Annotated in this window: 17 protein-coding genes; 10 read left to right on the forward strand and 7 right to left on the reverse strand. The window is 64.9% G+C overall.

What is annotated here, in order from left to right; translation table 11 throughout:
* Positions 1-48: 48 nt before the first annotated feature.
* Both RT688_RS11200 and RT688_RS11205 read right to left on the reverse strand, forming a co-directional pair.
* Positions 49-480: an OsmC family protein gene (locus tag RT688_RS11200; protein WP_312550839.1), complete on the reverse strand. Its 432-nt coding sequence runs from the start codon at positions 478-480 to the stop codon at positions 49-51.
* Between the two features lie 11 nt (positions 481-491).
* Entirely contained in the window at positions 492-803 is a 312-nt protein-coding gene (locus RT688_RS11205; protein ID WP_313704958.1) for a hypothetical protein, read from the reverse strand.
* 142 nt (positions 804-945) lie between these two features.
* On the opposite strand from RT688_RS11205, the gene RT688_RS11210 reads away from it, so the two are divergent.
* From RT688_RS11210 to recN, 3 genes are all read left to right on the forward strand, one after another.
* On the forward strand, positions 946-1,932 hold the full coding sequence (locus RT688_RS11210) for a DUF3667 domain-containing protein (RefSeq protein WP_313704959.1): 987 nt from the start codon (positions 946-948) through the stop codon (positions 1,930-1,932).
* A 128-nt stretch (positions 1,933-2,060) separates the two neighbouring features.
* Positions 2,061-2,963 (forward strand): NAD kinase, encoded by a 903-nt coding sequence (locus tag RT688_RS11215; protein ID WP_313704960.1) that lies wholly within the window; start codon positions 2,061-2,063, stop codon positions 2,961-2,963.
* A gap of 26 nt (positions 2,964-2,989) precedes the next feature.
* Complete coding sequence (recN, locus tag RT688_RS11220) at positions 2,990-4,654, forward strand: DNA repair protein RecN (protein ID WP_313704961.1); 1,665 nt, start codon at positions 2,990-2,992, stop codon at positions 4,652-4,654.
* Positions 4,655-4,882: 228 nt separating this feature from the next.
* Here recN and RT688_RS11225 read toward each other — a convergent pair whose 3' ends face one another.
* Positions 4,883-5,509, reverse strand: a complete 627-nt coding sequence (locus tag RT688_RS11225; RefSeq protein WP_313704962.1) for a membrane protein insertase YidC — start codon at positions 5,507-5,509, stop codon at positions 4,883-4,885.
* A 215-nt stretch (positions 5,510-5,724) separates the two neighbouring features.
* Here RT688_RS11225 and RT688_RS11230 point away from each other — a divergent pair, with 215 nt between their 5' ends.
* The 7 genes from RT688_RS11230 to RT688_RS11260 all read left to right on the forward strand — a co-directional run bounded on the left by RT688_RS11230 (position 5,725) and on the right by RT688_RS11260 (position 13,038).
* Entirely contained in the window at positions 5,725-6,153 is a 429-nt protein-coding gene (locus RT688_RS11230; RefSeq protein WP_313704963.1) for an organic hydroperoxide resistance protein, read from the forward strand.
* A 215-nt stretch (positions 6,154-6,368) separates the two neighbouring features.
* Positions 6,369-7,472 (forward strand): ferrochelatase, encoded by a 1,104-nt coding sequence (gene hemH / locus RT688_RS11235; RefSeq protein ID WP_313704964.1) that lies wholly within the window; start codon positions 6,369-6,371, stop codon positions 7,470-7,472.
* Positions 7,473-8,020: 548 nt separating this feature from the next.
* Positions 8,021-8,572 carry a nucleotide exchange factor GrpE gene (grpE, locus tag RT688_RS11240; protein WP_313704965.1) on the forward strand — a complete coding sequence of 184 codons (552 nt, stop codon included), beginning with the start codon at positions 8,021-8,023 and terminating at the stop codon, positions 8,570-8,572.
* 101 nt (positions 8,573-8,673) lie between these two features.
* Entirely contained in the window at positions 8,674-10,617 is a 1,944-nt protein-coding gene (dnaK, locus tag RT688_RS11245) for a molecular chaperone DnaK (protein WP_313704966.1), read from the forward strand.
* A 105-nt stretch (positions 10,618-10,722) separates the two neighbouring features.
* Entirely contained in the window at positions 10,723-11,844 is a 1,122-nt protein-coding gene (gene dnaJ / locus RT688_RS11250; RefSeq protein ID WP_313704967.1) for a molecular chaperone DnaJ, read from the forward strand.
* Between the two features lie 142 nt (positions 11,845-11,986).
* On the forward strand, positions 11,987-12,661 hold the full coding sequence (gene can / locus RT688_RS11255) for a carbonate dehydratase (RefSeq protein ID WP_313704968.1): 675 nt from the start codon (positions 11,987-11,989) through the stop codon (positions 12,659-12,661).
* Positions 12,658-13,038 (forward strand): nucleotide pyrophosphohydrolase, encoded by a 381-nt coding sequence (locus tag RT688_RS11260; protein ID WP_313704969.1) that lies wholly within the window; start codon positions 12,658-12,660, stop codon positions 13,036-13,038. The genes can and RT688_RS11260 overlap by 4 nt, the downstream gene beginning before the upstream one ends.
* Before the next feature lie 236 nt (positions 13,039-13,274).
* Here RT688_RS11260 and RT688_RS11265 read toward each other — a convergent pair whose 3' ends face one another.
* From RT688_RS11265 to RT688_RS11280, 4 genes are all read right to left on the reverse strand, one after another.
* A complete protein-coding gene (locus RT688_RS11265) occupies positions 13,275-13,613 on the reverse strand; it encodes a hypothetical protein (RefSeq protein WP_313704970.1) in 339 nt (112 codons plus the stop codon).
* Positions 13,613-15,067 carry an NADP-dependent succinate-semialdehyde dehydrogenase gene (gabD, locus tag RT688_RS11270; protein WP_313704971.1) on the reverse strand — a complete coding sequence of 485 codons (1,455 nt, stop codon included), beginning with the start codon at positions 15,065-15,067 and terminating at the stop codon, positions 13,613-13,615. Before gabD ends, RT688_RS11265 begins: the two co-directional genes overlap by 1 nt.
* A 66-nt stretch (positions 15,068-15,133) precedes the next feature.
* Positions 15,134-15,547, reverse strand: a complete 414-nt coding sequence (gene uraH / locus RT688_RS11275) for a hydroxyisourate hydrolase (RefSeq protein WP_313704972.1) — start codon at positions 15,545-15,547, stop codon at positions 15,134-15,136.
* A gap of 15 nt (positions 15,548-15,562) precedes the next feature.
* Complete coding sequence (locus RT688_RS11280; RefSeq protein WP_313704973.1) at positions 15,563-16,054, reverse strand: heme-binding protein; 492 nt, start codon at positions 16,052-16,054, stop codon at positions 15,563-15,565.
* Between the last annotated feature and the right edge of the window lie 93 nt (positions 16,055-16,147).

The following is a 16,147-nucleotide window of genomic DNA, read 5'->3' on the forward strand; positions in this document are numbered from 1 at the left end:
CGGTGGTTGGACGCGTGGGCGGAAAACCGCCCACCCTAGGTTTGCAACTCAGTTTTCCAGGCGCGAGCTCAGGGTGATCTTCGCGTTCAGGAGCTTCGACACCGGGCAGTTTTCCTTGGCGGTATTGGCCGCCTTGTCGAAGGCTTCCTGGCTGGCGCCCGGGATCTTGGCGACCAGGTCGAGGTGCACGGCGGTGATCGAGAAGCCGCCCTCGACCTTTTCCATCGAGACGGTGGCGGTGGTGCGCAGTTCCTGGGCCGTCATGCCGGCCTGGCCGAGCTGGCCGGACAGGGCCATCGTGAAGCAGCCCGCGTGCGCGGCGCCGATCAGTTCCTCCGGGTTGGTGCCGGGGCCGTCTTCGAAGCGGGTATTGAAACCGTACTGCGAATCCTTCAGCACGCCGCTACCGGTCGAGACCGCGCCCTTGCCGTCCTTCAGGCCGCCGCTCCAGACGGCGCTGCCGTTGCGTTTGATGGTCATGTCGCTTCCTTTCAGCGGTTCTTGCCCGGCAGGGGCTGGGCCGAGTCGTGATCGCGCATCGAGCGATGGCGGTCGGGTTGTGGGTTGGCCTGGCCGGTGGCGCCGGGCGCGGGATCGACCGATTCGCTCACGCCGGGCGTGGCGCGGGCGTCGGTGTCGACCAGGCCCTGGGCCAGGTCTTCCGCCGCCTGCTTCATGACGCCGCGCGGCTCAAGGTCCTGGCCGTCGGGCGACTCGTCGCGCTCGTGCGGCTGGCGCTTGACGCCGTCGTTCTCGATCTTCGCATCGGTGTTGACGAAGCGGTCCTTGGTTTCGGTAACCATTGCATCCTCCTTTGCATACTCTTGCATGAATCCTAACGCGTCGCGTCCGCGGCAGTCGCGCAATTGAATAGCGCAATGAGTAATGCTTTTTTGCAATTAACTCGATAACATGTCGACTTCGACATCATTGCCCAGCCAAACCGTGAATACCGAAGCCCTCCCGCACCAGGCCGCCACCCTTTGCCCGAATTGCGGGACGCCGCTGGGCGGCAAGTTCTGCCCAGGGTGCGGGCAGCCGGCGCACCTGCACGTGCCGAGCGCGCGCGAATTCCTGCACGAGTTCATCGCCCATTACGTCGCGCTCGAGGGCAAGTTGTGGAAATCGGTGGCGCTGCTGCTGTTCCGGCCGGGCCGGCTGACGCTCGAGTACATCCAGGGCCGCCGCGTGCGCTACGTCGAGCCGCTGCGCCTCTACCTGAGTTTCAGCATCATCTTCTTTGCGCTGTTCAAGCTCGTCGGACTCAGCTTCGGCGACGACGGGCGGCAGGCGGCGCCGGAGAAGCCGGCCGCGGTGGCGCCGGCGCCGGCAGCCGCGAGCAAGCCGGCGCCGGCAGCCGCGAGCAAGCCAGCGCCGGCGACCGCGAGCGAGCCGGCGCCGACGCCGCCGGCCGCGGACAGCCGGAAAAAAGAAGAACCCGGGTTGATCGAGTTCGAAGGCGATGCCCGCAAGGCACGCAACCTGGTCGAGAAGGTGCACCCGGCGCTGGGCGCGAAGGTCGCGCATTTCAGCGAGCTGCCCAGGGCCGAGCGCAACACCGCGCTCAAGCGCGCCTTCTTCAGCTATGCGCCGTATGCGATCTTTGCCCTGATGCCGGTGTTCGCGGCGCTGCTGAAACTGCTTTACCTGGGATCGGGGCGGCGTTACGGCGAACACGTCCTGTTCGCGCTGCACAGCAACGCCTTCGCCTTCCTTTGCCTGAGTCTCTTGATGCTCGTGCCCGAAGGCGTGCCGCTGGTGGGGCAGGCACTGTTCCTGTGGCTGGTGTTCTACCTGCCGACCGCCATGCGCAAGGTCTACGGCGGCACCCGCCTCGTCACTGCCTTGCGCTGGATGGTCCTGATGACGGCGCATTCGCTGTGCATCCTGTTCGCGGCCGTGCTCGCCGCGGGCCTGGCAATGATGGGCTGATCTTGCCCTTCCGGCCCCTGCGCATCTATACTGTGATTTTGTACAGTATTCGATGTGCGGCCGGGTAGCAGGCGCAGGGATTATCGGTTAATCTCGCAGCGTGTTTTCCTATCGATGCCGAGAAATCTATGCCCTCTACGCCTGACCCGCAACAAATCATCGCGCTTGTCGTACGGCAGAACACGGCCGGCATCGAAGAGCCGGTCGCGCGCATCCTGGGCTTCCTGCAAGGCGCGGGCTACCGCGTCGTGTTCGAGGCCGATACGGCCGCCCACCTCGGCCTGCCGGGCGTCGAACCGATGAGCGTGGCCGACATCGGCGAACAGGCCGACCTCGCAGTCGTCATGGGCGGCGACGGCACCATGCTCGGCATCGCGCGCCAGCTCGCCAAGTACGACATCCCGCTGATCGGCATCAACCTCGGCCGGCTCGGCTTCATCACCGACATTCCGGTCGACCGCATGCTGCCGGCGCTGGGCGAAATCCTGCAGGGCAAGGCGACGTCCGAGAAGCGCACTCTGCTCGAAGGCCGGGTCATGCGCGGCGGCGAAATGATCTATTGCGGCGTGGCCGTGAACGACGTGGTGGTAGCGCGCGGCAGCGGCGCCGGCATGGCGGAATTGCGCGTGGCGGTCGACGGCCAGTTCATGTACAACCAGCGCTCGGACGGCCTGATCGTCTCGACCCCGACCGGCTCCACGGCCTACGCGCTGTCGGCCGGCGGCCCGTTGCTGCACCCGAGCCTGCAGGGCATCGTGCTGGTGCCGATTGCGCCGCATGCGCTGTCGAACCGGCCGATCGCCGTGCCCGACACCAGCGAGATCGTGGTCGAGATCGTGTCGGGCCGCGACATCTCCGTGAACTTCGACATGCAGACTTTCGCCAGCCTGCAGCACGGCGACGAGATCGTCATCTCGCGCTCGCCCAATACCATCACCTTCCTGCACCCGGAAGGCTGGAGCTACTACCACACCCTGCGCGAAAAACTGCACTGGCACGAATACCCGTCGCACGACGGCAAACTCAAATAAAGAACCGACAGGAGACCTGTTTCTTCATGCTGCGCACACTGACCATCCGCGATTTCGTCATCGTCGACGCCATCGAGCTCGAATTTGCCAACGGCTTTTCGGTCTTCACCGGCGAGACCGGCGCCGGCAAATCGATCCTGATCGATGCGCTGCAACTGGCCCTGGGCGGGCGCGGCGAGGCCAGCATGGTGCGCGAAGGCGCGGCCAAGGCCGACATCACGGCCGATTTCGCTGTGACCGAAGCCGCCGCATCCTGGCTCGCGCAGCACGAGTTCGCGAGTGAAGAGGGCGGGGCGCTGCTGCGCCGCGTGATCGACAACGCCGGCCGCTCGAAGGGCTACATCAACGGCATCGCGGCCACCGCCGGCCAGTTGCGCGAGCTGGGGGACATGCTGGTCGACATCCACGGCCAGCACGCGCACCAGAGCCTGCTGAAAAGCGAGGCCCAGCGCGCCCTGCTCGATAACCAGATCGCCGTGCGCGATCCGGCCGCCGCCGCCGAGGCGCAGGAAGTGGCCGCCGCCTACCGCGCCTGGCGCGCGCTGTCGCGCCAGCGCGAGGAATACGAAACCAACGCCAAGAACGTGCTGATCGAGCGCGAGCGCCTGGAATGGCAGGTGAGCGAACTCGACAAGCTGGCGCCGAAACCGGGCGAGTGGGTCGAGATCTCGAACGAGCACAGCCGCCTGTCGCACGCCGCCAGCCTGATCGAGGGCGCGCAGGAGGCGCTGGCCGCCATCTCGGAGTCGGACCACCCGATCCTGTCGCAACTGAGTTCGCTGAACACCAAGCTCGGTAAACTGGTCGACGTCGACGCCGAGCTGCAGGGCGTGCTCGACTGCATGGAACCGGCGCGCATCCAGCTGCAGGAAGCGGTGTACGCGCTGAACAACTACATCGACAAGGTCGAGCTCGACCCGGACCGCCTGCGCGAAGTCGACGCCCGCATGGACGCCCTGCACAGCGCCGCGCGCAAGTACCGCGTCACGCCGGAAGAGCTGCCCGAGGAGCACGCCACGCTGGCCGCGAAACTGCGCCAGCTGGCCGACGCCACCGACATCGAGGGATTGAAACGCCAGGAAGAAAAGGCGGAAAGCGCCTACCGCAAGGTGGCGAACCGGCTATCGGCGCGGCGGGTTTCCGCTGCAAAATCCCTGAGCGAACAGGTCACGTTGGCCATGCAGGAACTGAGCATGAGCGGCGGCCGCTTCGAGGTCTCCCTGAACCAGGCCGAGCCCGGCGCGCACGGCCTCGAACAGATCGAATTCCTGGTGGCCGGCCACGCCGGCGTCGCCCCGCGTCCGCTGGCGAAGGTCGCCTCGGGCGGCGAACTGGCGCGCATCTCGCTGGCGATCTCCGTCATCACCTCGCACGCGACCACCACGCCAACCCTGATCTTCGACGAGGTCGACAGCGGCATCGGCGGCGGCGTCGCCGAAGTGGTGGGGCGCCTGCTGAAACGCCTCGGCCAGCAGCGGCAAGTGCTGTGCGTCACTCACCTGCCGCAGGTGGCGAGCCAGGCCAACCAGCACTTCCAGGTGGCCAAGGGCACGACCGGCGAGGGCCGCACGGTCTCGCGCATCGAGGTGCTGAACAACCGGGCGCGCGTGGAAGAGGTGGCGCGCATGCTGGGCGGGATCGAGATTACCGAGACGACGCGCAAGCATGCGCGGGAGTTGCTGGCGTCGTGAATTCCGGCTTGCCCTTGTAAATGGCCTGCAAGCGTGTAACGGAGGGGCGTAGGGTGGACGGCTCCACCCGTGCTTCCGATGACCATGCTGCGTCGACGCCGCCCACGCGTTCAACCAGCGGATGCGTCGCCGCATCAGATTTCTCTACATTACGAGCCCGCCTCTAGCTTGGCCTGTAGCGTCGGTATGCCATACAGCCCGACGTTTGCGAGATGCGAGCGTTACCGCTTATTCAGCCTGCTTCCTCGGCGCGTTGAACCCGTAACGCAGCACAAAGTTCTGGACAACACTGGCAAACGCCGACACCGCCCAATACAAACCGACGCCCGCCGCCAGCTTCCACACGATGAAGGCCGTCACCAGGATTTGCACGGCCATCATCACCATTGCCGTGTCCGCCGCGGTGGTCGGCGCGTAGTAAGCGGCGACGGCGGTCAGCGCGAGCACGACGAGGGTCAGAACCGTATCGGGCGCAGCCAGGTTCCTGATCCACAGGAAGCTGCCCGCGCTGGCGTTGGTGATCGCCTTGTACAGCAGGCCGAATACCGGCAGCTGCACCAGGGCGCCCAACAGGCTGGAACGGTCGAACATGCGCGCATCGTTTTCCTTGTACAGCGCCGAGACCGCCGTAAACATGGCCTTCGGGTCCGACGCAAGGCGCGCCTTGATGGCGTCGACCTGGGGCTGCAACGCCTTGATTTTTTGCTGGTTCGCCAGCATCCTGCGCGCCAGGTGCAGCGTCAGCGGGAACAGGGCCAGCCGTACCACGAGTGCCAGGGCCAGGATGGTCCAGCCCATGTTCCCATCGAACAGCGTGGCAAGCTGCGTCATGGCTGACGCCAGGAAGTCGTTCATGTTGTTCTTTCTTTAGTTATTAAATATTGAACAAATTGTACGCAGGGATTTCTTAAGAAAAACATGCTTTTTTCGATGCGTTACTTCGGTTTTCTCGAAGTGTCGAAGTCGTTAAGCGCCAGGCAAGTGCGCTGCCTGCCCGGGCGCGCTAACCGGGCGCTGCCTACTTCACCGCTCTGCCACAATCTCCCTCCAACCAAAACAAGGAGGTTCGCATGAGCATCGAAAAAGTCCTGTACCGCGCCAAGGCCACTTCGCAGGGCGGCCGCGAGGGCACCTCGCGCAGCGATAACGGCGTGCTGGACGTCAAGCTGACGACACCGAAGGAACTGGGCGGCAACGGCGCCACCGGCACCAACCCGGAGCAGCTGTTCGCGGCCGGCTACTCGGCCTGCTTCCTGGGCGCGCTGAAGTTCGTCGCCGGCCAGGCAAAGGTGAAATTGCCGGAGGAGCTGACGGTGACGGGCGAGGTCGGCATCGGCCAGATCCCGACCGGCTTCGGCATCGAGGCCGATTTGACCATCCACGGTCCGGGCATGGATAAGCAGCAGTTGCAGGAGCTGGTCGACAAGGCCCACATCGTCTGCCCCTATTCGAACGCGACGCGCAACAACATCGACGTGCGCCTGCATGTGACGACCTGACGCGGCACGGGCCGGGACCGCGGCGGTATCGCGGAGGGTGGGCGCTTGCGCCCACGCTGCCGCAGCGCTTCGATCACCCGGCGCCATGGCCCACAGGCTGCTTCGCGTCAAGCGGCAGCGCGCAACTGTTGGGCTATCGCCGCGATCAACATTATCTTCTCGAAGGCCGGACGGCGCGCACCTATAATGGAGCCCCACGCATTCCTGTCCTGTCTATGCCCTTTCGAAAAGAACCGCCCCACACCCACGGCACCGTTGCCCAAAGCGCCATCGTCCTCGTCAATCTCGGCACGCCGGATGCGCCGACCCGTTCCGCGGTCAAGCGCTACCTGAAGCAATTCCTGTCCGACCCGCGCGTGGTCGAAATCCCGCGCCTGGTGTGGTCGTTCATTCTCAACCTGATCATCCTGCCGTTCCGCTCCGGCGCATCGGCCAAGAAATACCAGACGATCTGGACGAAGGAGGGTTCGCCGCTGAAGGTGCATACCCAAAGGCAGGCGCAGCTGCTGCAGGCGGCGCTCGAGCAGCGCGGCCACGAAGGCGTGCAGGTACGCATGGCGATGCGCTACGGCTCGCCCTCGCTGCCGGAAGTGCTGGACCAGTTGAAGCTCGACGGCTGCGACCGGATCGCGATCCTGCCTTCGTATCCGCAGTATTCCGGCACCACCACGGCCTCGATCTGGGACGCCGTGTTTGCCCACTACAAAGCGATCCGCAACGTGCCCGAGCTGCGCCTGGTGAAGCACTACCACGACCACGACGGCTACATCGACGCGCTGCACGACACGGTGCAGGCGCACTGGGACGCGCACGGCCGCGGCCAGAAGCTGGTGATGAGTTTCCACGGCGTGCCGAAGCGCACGCTGCTGCTGGGCGACCCGTATTACTGCGAATGCCAGAAGACCGCGCGCCTGCTGGCGGCGCGCCTGCGCCTGGCGCCGGACGAGTACATCGTCACCTTCCAGTCGCGCTTCGGCAAGGCCGAGTGGCTGCAGCCGTACACGGCGCCGACCGTGGCCGAACTGGCGCGCCAGGGCGTCGAGCGCATCGACGTGATCTGCCCGGGCTTCACCGCCGACTGCCTGGAAACGCTGGAAGAGATCTCGATGGAAGTAAAGCACGACTTTGAAAGCGCCGGCGGCAAGGAATTCCACTACATCCCCTGCCTGAACGAGGCGCCGACCTGGATCGTCGGGCTGGCCGAGATTGCCGAGCAGCACCTGATCGGCTGGCCGACCATGATGAGCCCGTCGCAGCGGGAAGCGGAGCGGCGCGACGCGGAAGTCGCGCGCGAGCATGCGTTGCGTCTCGGGGCGTGAAGTAACACCATCAGTGCCGGCACGGTCGCGGCAGTTCCCACGATAGCGATCGACGCGTGGGCGGGGAACCCGCCCACCCTACGGGTATGCGGACGGTAGGGTGGGCGGCTTTGCCGCCCACGCGTTCAACACAGGTTCGCACACCGCAACCTTCGAAATCCTCCCGCCGGGCTCCCCACGGCCCAACCTGCTAAAATGCTACGTTTTACGGCTTGGCTCACAACCCGGCATAGCAGATGCATGCCACCGCAAGGGCGGTGTACACCACGACGGCGCTGCTAATCAACGGCAATCTCATGAGTCTCTCCCACGACTGGTTCTTGTTCTGGCGACGCCCGTGTCAACGCGTCGGTAAGCGATCTTAGAACTTGCCGGCAGGGAAAGAATTATTTCATCGGTAAGAGTTGTAACAAATGTTGTCGGTTCTGCCGCTAACAAATGCGCAATTCCCCTTGAAAATGTAGGAGATCGCCCCATATGCGGCGCTGTACGACAAGCAGGACCTGTCTAACCATTCAGCCAAGTCATTGATTTCAGGAGTATTTTCGATGCAAGACCAAGAAAATCCAGAGGTGATTAAACAGCCGGAAGGCGACGCCGCAGCCGCGACCGCCCAGGCCACGCCGGACGAAGCGCGCGAGCCCAGCCTCGAAGAACAACTGAGCGCGACTGAAGCCAAACTGGCTGAAATGCACGACGCGTTCATGCGTGCCAAGGCCGAAGGCGAGAACATCCGCCGCCGCGCCCAGGAAGACGTCAGCAAGGCGCACAAGTTCGCCATCGAAAGCTTCGCCGAGGCCATGGTGCCGGTGCGCGACAGCCTGGAAATGGCGCTGAAGGTGGAAACGCAAACGGTCGAGGCGATCCGCGAAGGCGTCGAGATGACCCTGAAGCAGCTCACCACTGCCTTCGAGAAGAACCGCCTGGTCGAAGTCATGCCGGCGCAGGGCGAGAAGCTCGACCCGATGAAGCACCAGGCTGTCTCGATGGTGCCGGCGGACCAGGAAGCCAATACCGTGGTGAATGTTCTGCAAAAAGGTTACATGATCGCCGACCGCCTGCTGCGTCCGGCCATCGTCACGGTAGCACAGCCGAAATAAGAAAAAGTATGGTGCTGCTTGGCAAAAGGCCTTGAAAGCAGTCAGGTTTTTCCCCATATCCGAAACATCAGAACATTTCAGTATTCAAAGGAAAATAAATCATGGGCAAAATTATTGGTATTGACCTGGGAACGACCAACTCCTGCGTCGCGATCATGGAAAACGGCCAGCCAAAGGTGATCGAGAACGCCGAAGGCGCGCGCACCACGCCGTCGATCATCGCCTACCAGGAAGACGGCGAGATCCTCGTCGGCGCACCTGCCAAGCGCCAGGCTGTCACCAACCCGAAGAACACCCTGTTCGCGGTCAAGCGCCTGATCGGCCGTAAGTTCGACGAGAAGGAAGTCCAGAAGGACATCTCGCTGATGCCGTACCAGATCACCAAAGCCGACAACGGCGACGCCTGGGTCGGCGTGCGCGACAAGAAACTGGCGCCGCCGCAGATCTCGGCAGAAGTGCTGCGCAAGATGAAGAAGACCGCCGAAGACTACCTCGGCGAAGAAGTCACCGAAGCGGTCATCACCGTGCCGGCCTACTTCAACGACTCGCAGCGCCAGGCGACCAAGGACGCCGGCCGCATCGCCGGCCTGGACGTCAAGCGCATCATCAACGAGCCGACCGCGGCCGCGCTGGCATTCGGCCTGGACAAGACCGACAAGGGCGACCGCAAGATCGCCGTGTATGACCTCGGCGGCGGCACCTTCGACGTCTCGATCATCGAGATCGCGGACGTGGACGGCGAGAAGCAGTTCGAAGTGCTGTCGACCAACGGCGACACCTTCCTGGGCGGCGAAGACTTCGACCAGCGCGTCATCGACTACATCATCGACGAGTTCAAGAAGATCAACGGCCTCGACCTGTCGAAGGACCCGATCGCCCTGCAGCGCATCAAGGCTTCGGCCGAGCGCGCCAAGATCGAACTGTCGTCGGCCCAGCAGACCGAAATCAACGAGCCGTACATCGCCATGGCGAACGGCGCGCCGGTCCACCTGAACCTGAAGATCACCCGCGCCAAGCTGGAGTCGCTGGTCGAGGAACTGGTTGCCCGTACCATCGAGCCGTGCCGCACCGCTATCAAGGATGCGGGCGTGAAGGTCTCGGACATCGACGACATCATCCTGGTCGGCGGCATGACCCGCATGCCGAAGGTGCAGGAAAAAGTGAAGGAGTTCTTCGGCAAGGATCCGCGCAAGGACGTGAACCCGGACGAAGCCGTGGCGGTTGGCGCGGCGATCCAGGGCTCGGTGCTGGCCGGCGACCGCAAGGACCTGCTGCTGCTGGACGTGACCCCGCTGTCGCTGGGTATCGAAACCCTGGGCGGCGTGATGACCAAGATGATCCACAAGAACACCACGATCCCGACCAAGTTCTCGCAGGTGTTCTCGACCGCCGACGACAACCAGCCGGCCGTGACCATCAAGGTCTACCAGGGCGAGCGCGAGATCGCTGCCGGTAACAAGGGCCTGGGCGAGTTCAACCTCGAAGGCATCCCGCCGGCGCCGCGCGGCACGCCGCAGATCGAAGTGACCTTCGACATCGACGCCAACGGCATCCTGCACGTGGGCGCGAAGGACAAGGCCACCGGCAAGGAAAACAAGATCACCATCAAGGCCAACTCGGGTCTGACCGAGGAGGAAATCCAGAAGATGGTGAAGGACGCCGAGCTGAACGCGGAAGAAGATAAGCGCGTGAAGGAACTGGCCGAGTCGCGCAACCAGGCCGACGCGCTGGTCCACTCGACCCGCAAGTCGCTGACCGAATACGGCGACAAGCTGGAAGCCGGCGAGAAGGAAAAGATCGAGTCCGCCATTACCGACCTCGAAGGCTCGATCAAGTCGGGCGACAAGGCCGACATCGACGCCAAGGTCGCGGCCCTGTCGACCGCTGCCCAGAAGCTCGGCGAAAAGATGTACGCCGACATGCAGGCGCAGCAGGGCGGTGCTGATGCCGCCGCCGGCGCCCAGGCCGCGGGTGGCGCCGACGCTTCGGCCAAGGCCGACGACGTGGTCGACGCCGACTTCAAGGAAGTGAAGGACGCGAAGTAATCCTTGACCGCGTAAGGAACCGAGCCGCTGCAGCCATACAGGTGCCGGCTCGGTTTTTTTGCTCCAACAGACAGTTTTGTTCAGTAGATAACAGCAAGGTGCCAAATGGCAAAGCGTGATTTTTACGAGATCCTCGGGGTCGCGAAGAATGCTTCGGAAGAAGACATCAAGAAGGCCTATCGCAAGCTGGCGATGAAGTACCACCCCGACCGCAACCCCGACAACAAGGAAGCGGAAGAGAAGTTCAAGGAGGTGAAGGAAGCCTACGAGATGCTGACCAATCCGGAGAAGCGCGAGGCCTACGACCGTTACGGTCACGCCGGCGTCGACCCGAACATGGGCGGCGGCGGCGGCTTTGGCGCCGGTGGGTTCGGCGACGCCTTCGGCGACATCTTCGGCGACATCTTCGGTGGCGGTCGTTCGCGCAGCGCGGGCCCCCAGGTCTACCGCGGCGCCGACCTGCGCTACAACCTCGAGATCACGCTGGAACAGGCCGCCAACGGCTTCGACACCACCATCCGCGTGCCGAGCTGGGACAAGTGCGACACCTGCCACGGCAGCGGCGCCAAGCCGGGCACGCAGCCGGTCACCTGCACCACCTGCCACGGCCATGGCCAGGTACGCATGCAGCAGGGCTTCTTCAGCATCCAGCAGACCTGCCCGAAGTGCCACGGCAGCGGCAAGATGATCCCCGAACCCTGCCCGTCGTGCAGCGGCGCCGGACGCATCAAGCGCAACAAGACGCTGGAAGTGAAAATCCCGGCCGGTATCGACAACGGCATGCGCATCCGCTCGACCGGCAACGGCGAGCCGGGCACGAATGGCGGCCCGTCGGGCGACCTGTACGTCGAGATCCACATCAAGCCGCACCCGGTGTTCCAGCGCGAGGGCGACGACCTGCATTGCGAAATGCCGATCTCGTTCTCGAAGGCGGCCCTGGGCGGCGAGATCGAGGTGCCGACCCTCACCGGCAAGGTCTCGTTCACGGTGCCGGAAGGCACCCAGACCGGCAAGACCTTCCGCCTCAAGGGTAAAGGCATCAAGGGCGTGCGCTCAGGCTACGCCGGCGACCTGTTCTGCCACGTGGTCGTCGAGACCCCGGTCAAGCTGACCGAGAAGCAGAAGGACCTGCTGCGCGAATTCGAACGCATGACGGTCGAAGGCGGCGCCAAGCACAGCCCGCAAAGCAAGGGCTGGATGGACAAGGTCAAGGACTTCTTCGAATAAGAAGCATCCAACCGCCGGGAGCGCGAGTTCCCGGCGGTTTTTTTTCGTCTGTACGCGCCAAGGCTTACAATACGGAAAACTCACGGAAAATCACGGGATGGCGCCGTCCGCCGCGCCGCCCGCAGCAAGGGAGAAAATCAAGATGGCAAAAACGCCTACCGGCCTGACGGCCGCAGACCTGTTCGCACGCAACCGCGAATGGGCGGCCGACATGGTCAAGGAAGACCCGGACTTCTTCAACGACCTGGCTTCGCAGCAAGCCCCGGAATACCTGTGGATCGGCTGCTCGGACAGCCGCGTGCCCGCCAATGAACTGCTGGGCATGGCGCCGGGCGAACTCTTCGTCCACCGCAACATCGCCAACGTCGTGGTCCATTCGGACCTGAACAGCCTCGCCGTGCTGCAGTTCGCGATCGATGTCCTGAAGGTCAAGCACATCATCATCTGCGGCCACTACGGCTGCTCGGGCGTGCACGCCGCGCTCACGAATACCCGTGTCGGCCTGGCCGACAACTGGCTGGGCCACGTGCGCGACGTGCGCGACAAGCACGGCAAATACCTCGGCAACGTGGCCGGCAAGGCCGCCAGCGACCGCCTGGTCGAACTGAACGTGGCCGAGCAGGTGATCAACGTGGCGCAGACGACCATCGTGCGCGACGCCTGGGAACGCGGCCAGCCGCTGACCATCCACAGCTGGGTCTACGGCGTGCACGACGGCCTGCTGCGCGACCTCGGCATCACGGTCAGCAGCTTCGCGGAAATCGCACCCAAGCTCGAGGTCGTGCTGCAGGGTTACCTCGAGGGCGGGGCGAAGTGAATCCCGACGGCGAACTGGCCCGCCTGCGCGAGATCGTCCGCCAGTTCGTGGATGAACGCGACTGGGACCAGTTCCACACGCCGAAGAATCTGTCGTCGGCGCTGTCGGTCGAGGCGGCCGAACTGCTGGAGCACTTCCAGTGGCTGCACAGCGGCCGGCCCGAGGAGCTCGGTTCCGAAAAGCTGGTGCAGGTGCGCCACGAGATGGCCGACGTGCTGGTGTATCTCGTGCGCCTGGCCGACAAGCTCGACGTCGACCTGATGGCGGCGGTCGAGGAGAAGATGGTGCTGAACCGGGCAAAGTACCCGGCCGACAAAGTGCGTGGGGACGCGCGCAAGTATGACGAGTACAAGAGCGACGAGTCCAGGGACGCATGACGGCGGCGCCGAACTCGTAGGGTGGGCACCCCGTGCCCACGCGTTACGGGCGTCTCCATACTCTTGCGGCGGTCGCGTATTGCTCCGCGGCCTTCGACCTGACGGTAGCGTGACCGTCGACGTTCTTTATCAAACGATGATGGACGTCTCAGGCCATGACATGCGTTTGCGGGCGAAACGCCACGGCGTCCAGCCAAACGTGACGTCCGTAAACGCGTGGGCACGGCGTGCCCACCCTACAGGTAACGGTCGATCACGCCGGACTTGTCCTCGACGCCGAGAATACCCATCAGCTCTGCCAGCGCGTCACGAAAACGCTTGCGCGCCGCGCTATCCTCCTCCTTGATGACCTCCAGCGAACGCTGGAACTGCTTTATCACCCAGAACCTGGTCGGATGCCCTTCGATCCCTTCGAGCAGCCGGCCGCGCAAGCGGTCGATCTCGGCCGACAGCCGGGCACGCTCGGCCTGCGGCAGGCCGTCGAACGCGGGGCTGAAAGCCCGTAGGCCATCGAGCACCCGCGGCACGACGAACAGCGGCGCGTCCACCATGCCCTCCAGCGGATCGCGCTCCATCAAACGCCGCCCATGCAGATGTACTTGATGACCAGGTAGTCGTCCATGCCGTAGATGGAACCTTCGCGGCCCAGGCCCGACTGCTTGACGCCGCCGAAGGGCGCGACCTCGGTCGAGATCAGGCCGGTGTTCACGCCGACCATGCCGGTCTCGATCTGCTCGGCCACGCGCCAGACGCGGCCGATGTCGCGCGAGTAGAAGTAGGAGGCCAGGCCGAATTCGGTGTCGTTGGCCATGGCAACGACTTCCTCCTCGGTCTTGAACCGGAACAGCGGCGCCAGCGGACCGAAGGTTTCCTCGCGCGCGACCATCATCTCGGATGTCACGTCGGCGAGCACGGTCGGCTGGAAGAAGCTGTGGCCGAGCTCGTGCCGTTTGCCGCCCAGCATCAGGCGCGCGCCCTTGGAGAGGGCGTCGGCGATGTGCTGCTCGACCTTGGCGACCGCCTTTTCCTCGATCAGCGGTCCCTGGTTCACGCCCGGGTCCTGGCCATTGCCGACCTTGAGCTTGCCGACCGCCGCCGTCAGTTTGCGCGCGAATTCCTCGTAGACGCCGTCCTGCACGTAGAGGCGGTTGGCGCAGACGCAGGTCTGGCCGGCGTTGCGGTATTTCGAGGCGATCGCGCCCTCGACGGCGGCGTCGATGTCGGCATCGTCGAACACGATGAACGAGGCGTTCCCGCCCAGTTCGAGCGAGATCTTCTTGACCGTCGGCGCGCACTGCTCCATCAACTGGCGGCCGACCTCGGTCGAGCCGGTGAAGCTGAGCTTGCGCACCAGCGGATTGCTCGTCATTTCGCCGCCGACCGCCTTCGAATCGCCGACGACGACGCTGAACACGCCCTTCGGCACGCCCGCGCGTTCGGCCAGCACGGCCAGGGCCAGCGCCGAATAGGGCGTCAGTGCGGCGGGTTTCAGGACGATGGGGCAGCCGGCGGCCAGGGCCGGCGCGACTTTTCTCGTGATCATCGCCGCCGGAAAATTCCACGGCGTGATGGCCGCGCACACGCCGATCGGCTCCTTGGTGACGACGATGCGGCGGTCGGGCCAGGGCGACTGGATGGTGTCGCCGGCAACGCGCTTGGCTTCCTCGCCGAACCACTCGAAGAACGACGCGGCATAGGCGACTTCGCCTTTCGATTCCGCCAGCGGCTTGCCCTGTTCGGCCGTCATCAGGAGCGCCAGGTCGTCGGCGTTCTCCAGCATCAGGTCGTTCCACTTGCGCAGGACCAGGCTGCGCTCGCGCGCGGTCTTCCTGCGCCAGGCCGGCCAGGCCGCGTTGGCGGCTTCGATCGCGCGGCGTGTTTCCTGCGCGCCCATGTGCGGCACGCTGCCGAGTTTTTCGCCGGTGGCGGGATTGACGACGTCGACCGTCGCGCCTTCGAGCGCGTCGCACCACTGGCCGTCGATGTAGGCCTGCTGGCGCAGCAGGGAGGGGTCTTTCAGGTTCAGCATGAGGGGCCTCTTTCGTGTCGGTGAAAGCGATCCCCCATGGTAGACCGATTCGGGATCGGCCCTTGCTCAGTTGCCGCGGTAGGTCGAGTAGCCGAAGGGGCTCAGGAGCAGGGGGATGTGGTAGTGCTGCTGCGTGTCCTCGACCTTGAACTCGACCGGGATGCGCGGGAAGAAGCTGGGTTTTCCCGCACGCGCGAAGTGCTCGCCGGTCTGGAACACGATGCGGTATTCGCCCGCCGCGATCGGTTTGCCTTCCGGGTAGAGGGCGGAGATGCGGCCCTGGGCGTTGGTGACGCCGGCGGCCAGCTCGCGCCATCCTTCGCCGGCGCGCTGCTCGAGCGTGACCTTGATGCCGGCGCTCGGCTGGCCGCTCTGCAGATCGAGCACGTGGACGCTGAGCGGGTTCGGGGCGGCAGCGGTGGCCAGGCCGGCGGACAGGGCCAGGGCGCCGGCCAGGATCAGGTGTTTGAAGGTGTTCATGGTATTTCCTTTCGATCAGGGAGTGGGTTGGTCGAGTTCCGGCACGGCGGCCAGGGCCGCCAGCGCGCAGGCATGGTCGTTGACGGCGCCGCCGCCGCCGGCCACGCCGATCGCGCCGACCGCCTGGCCGCGCACCGTCAGCGGCACGCCGCCGCCCAGCAGCAGCAATTCCGGCAGGTTGGCGAGGTTGCGCGCATCGGGGTCGCTTGCCGCCTTGCGCGCCAGCGCCAGCGTGGCGGTGCGCGTCGACAGGGCGGTGTAGGCCTTGCGCCGGCTGGCCTCGATGTTGTGCGGGCCGACGCTGTCGGCGCGTTGCAGCGCGACCGGATGGCCGCCGCGGTCGAGGACCGACACCACGATGTCGCGCCCTTGCCGCTTGCAGGCATCGATGGCGCCGGCGGCCAGGCGATTCGCGGCGGCCAGCGTCAGGTCGGGTGGCTGGCGCAGCTGGGCGGCGGCCGGAAGGGCGGCGCAGCCGGCCAGCAGGAAGGCGATGAGTTTGTGCATACCAGGCTCAAAGAGAAGGAAGATGGCGCCAGCTTAACGGGCGCCCGGCGACGCGATCCTGACCGCCAGATGACAATCCTGTCATCTTCGGCG

The sequence above is a fragment of the Massilia sp. genome, from assembly GCF_032106685.1.
Taxonomy (GTDB): domain Bacteria; phylum Pseudomonadota; class Gammaproteobacteria; order Burkholderiales; family Burkholderiaceae_D; genus Telluria.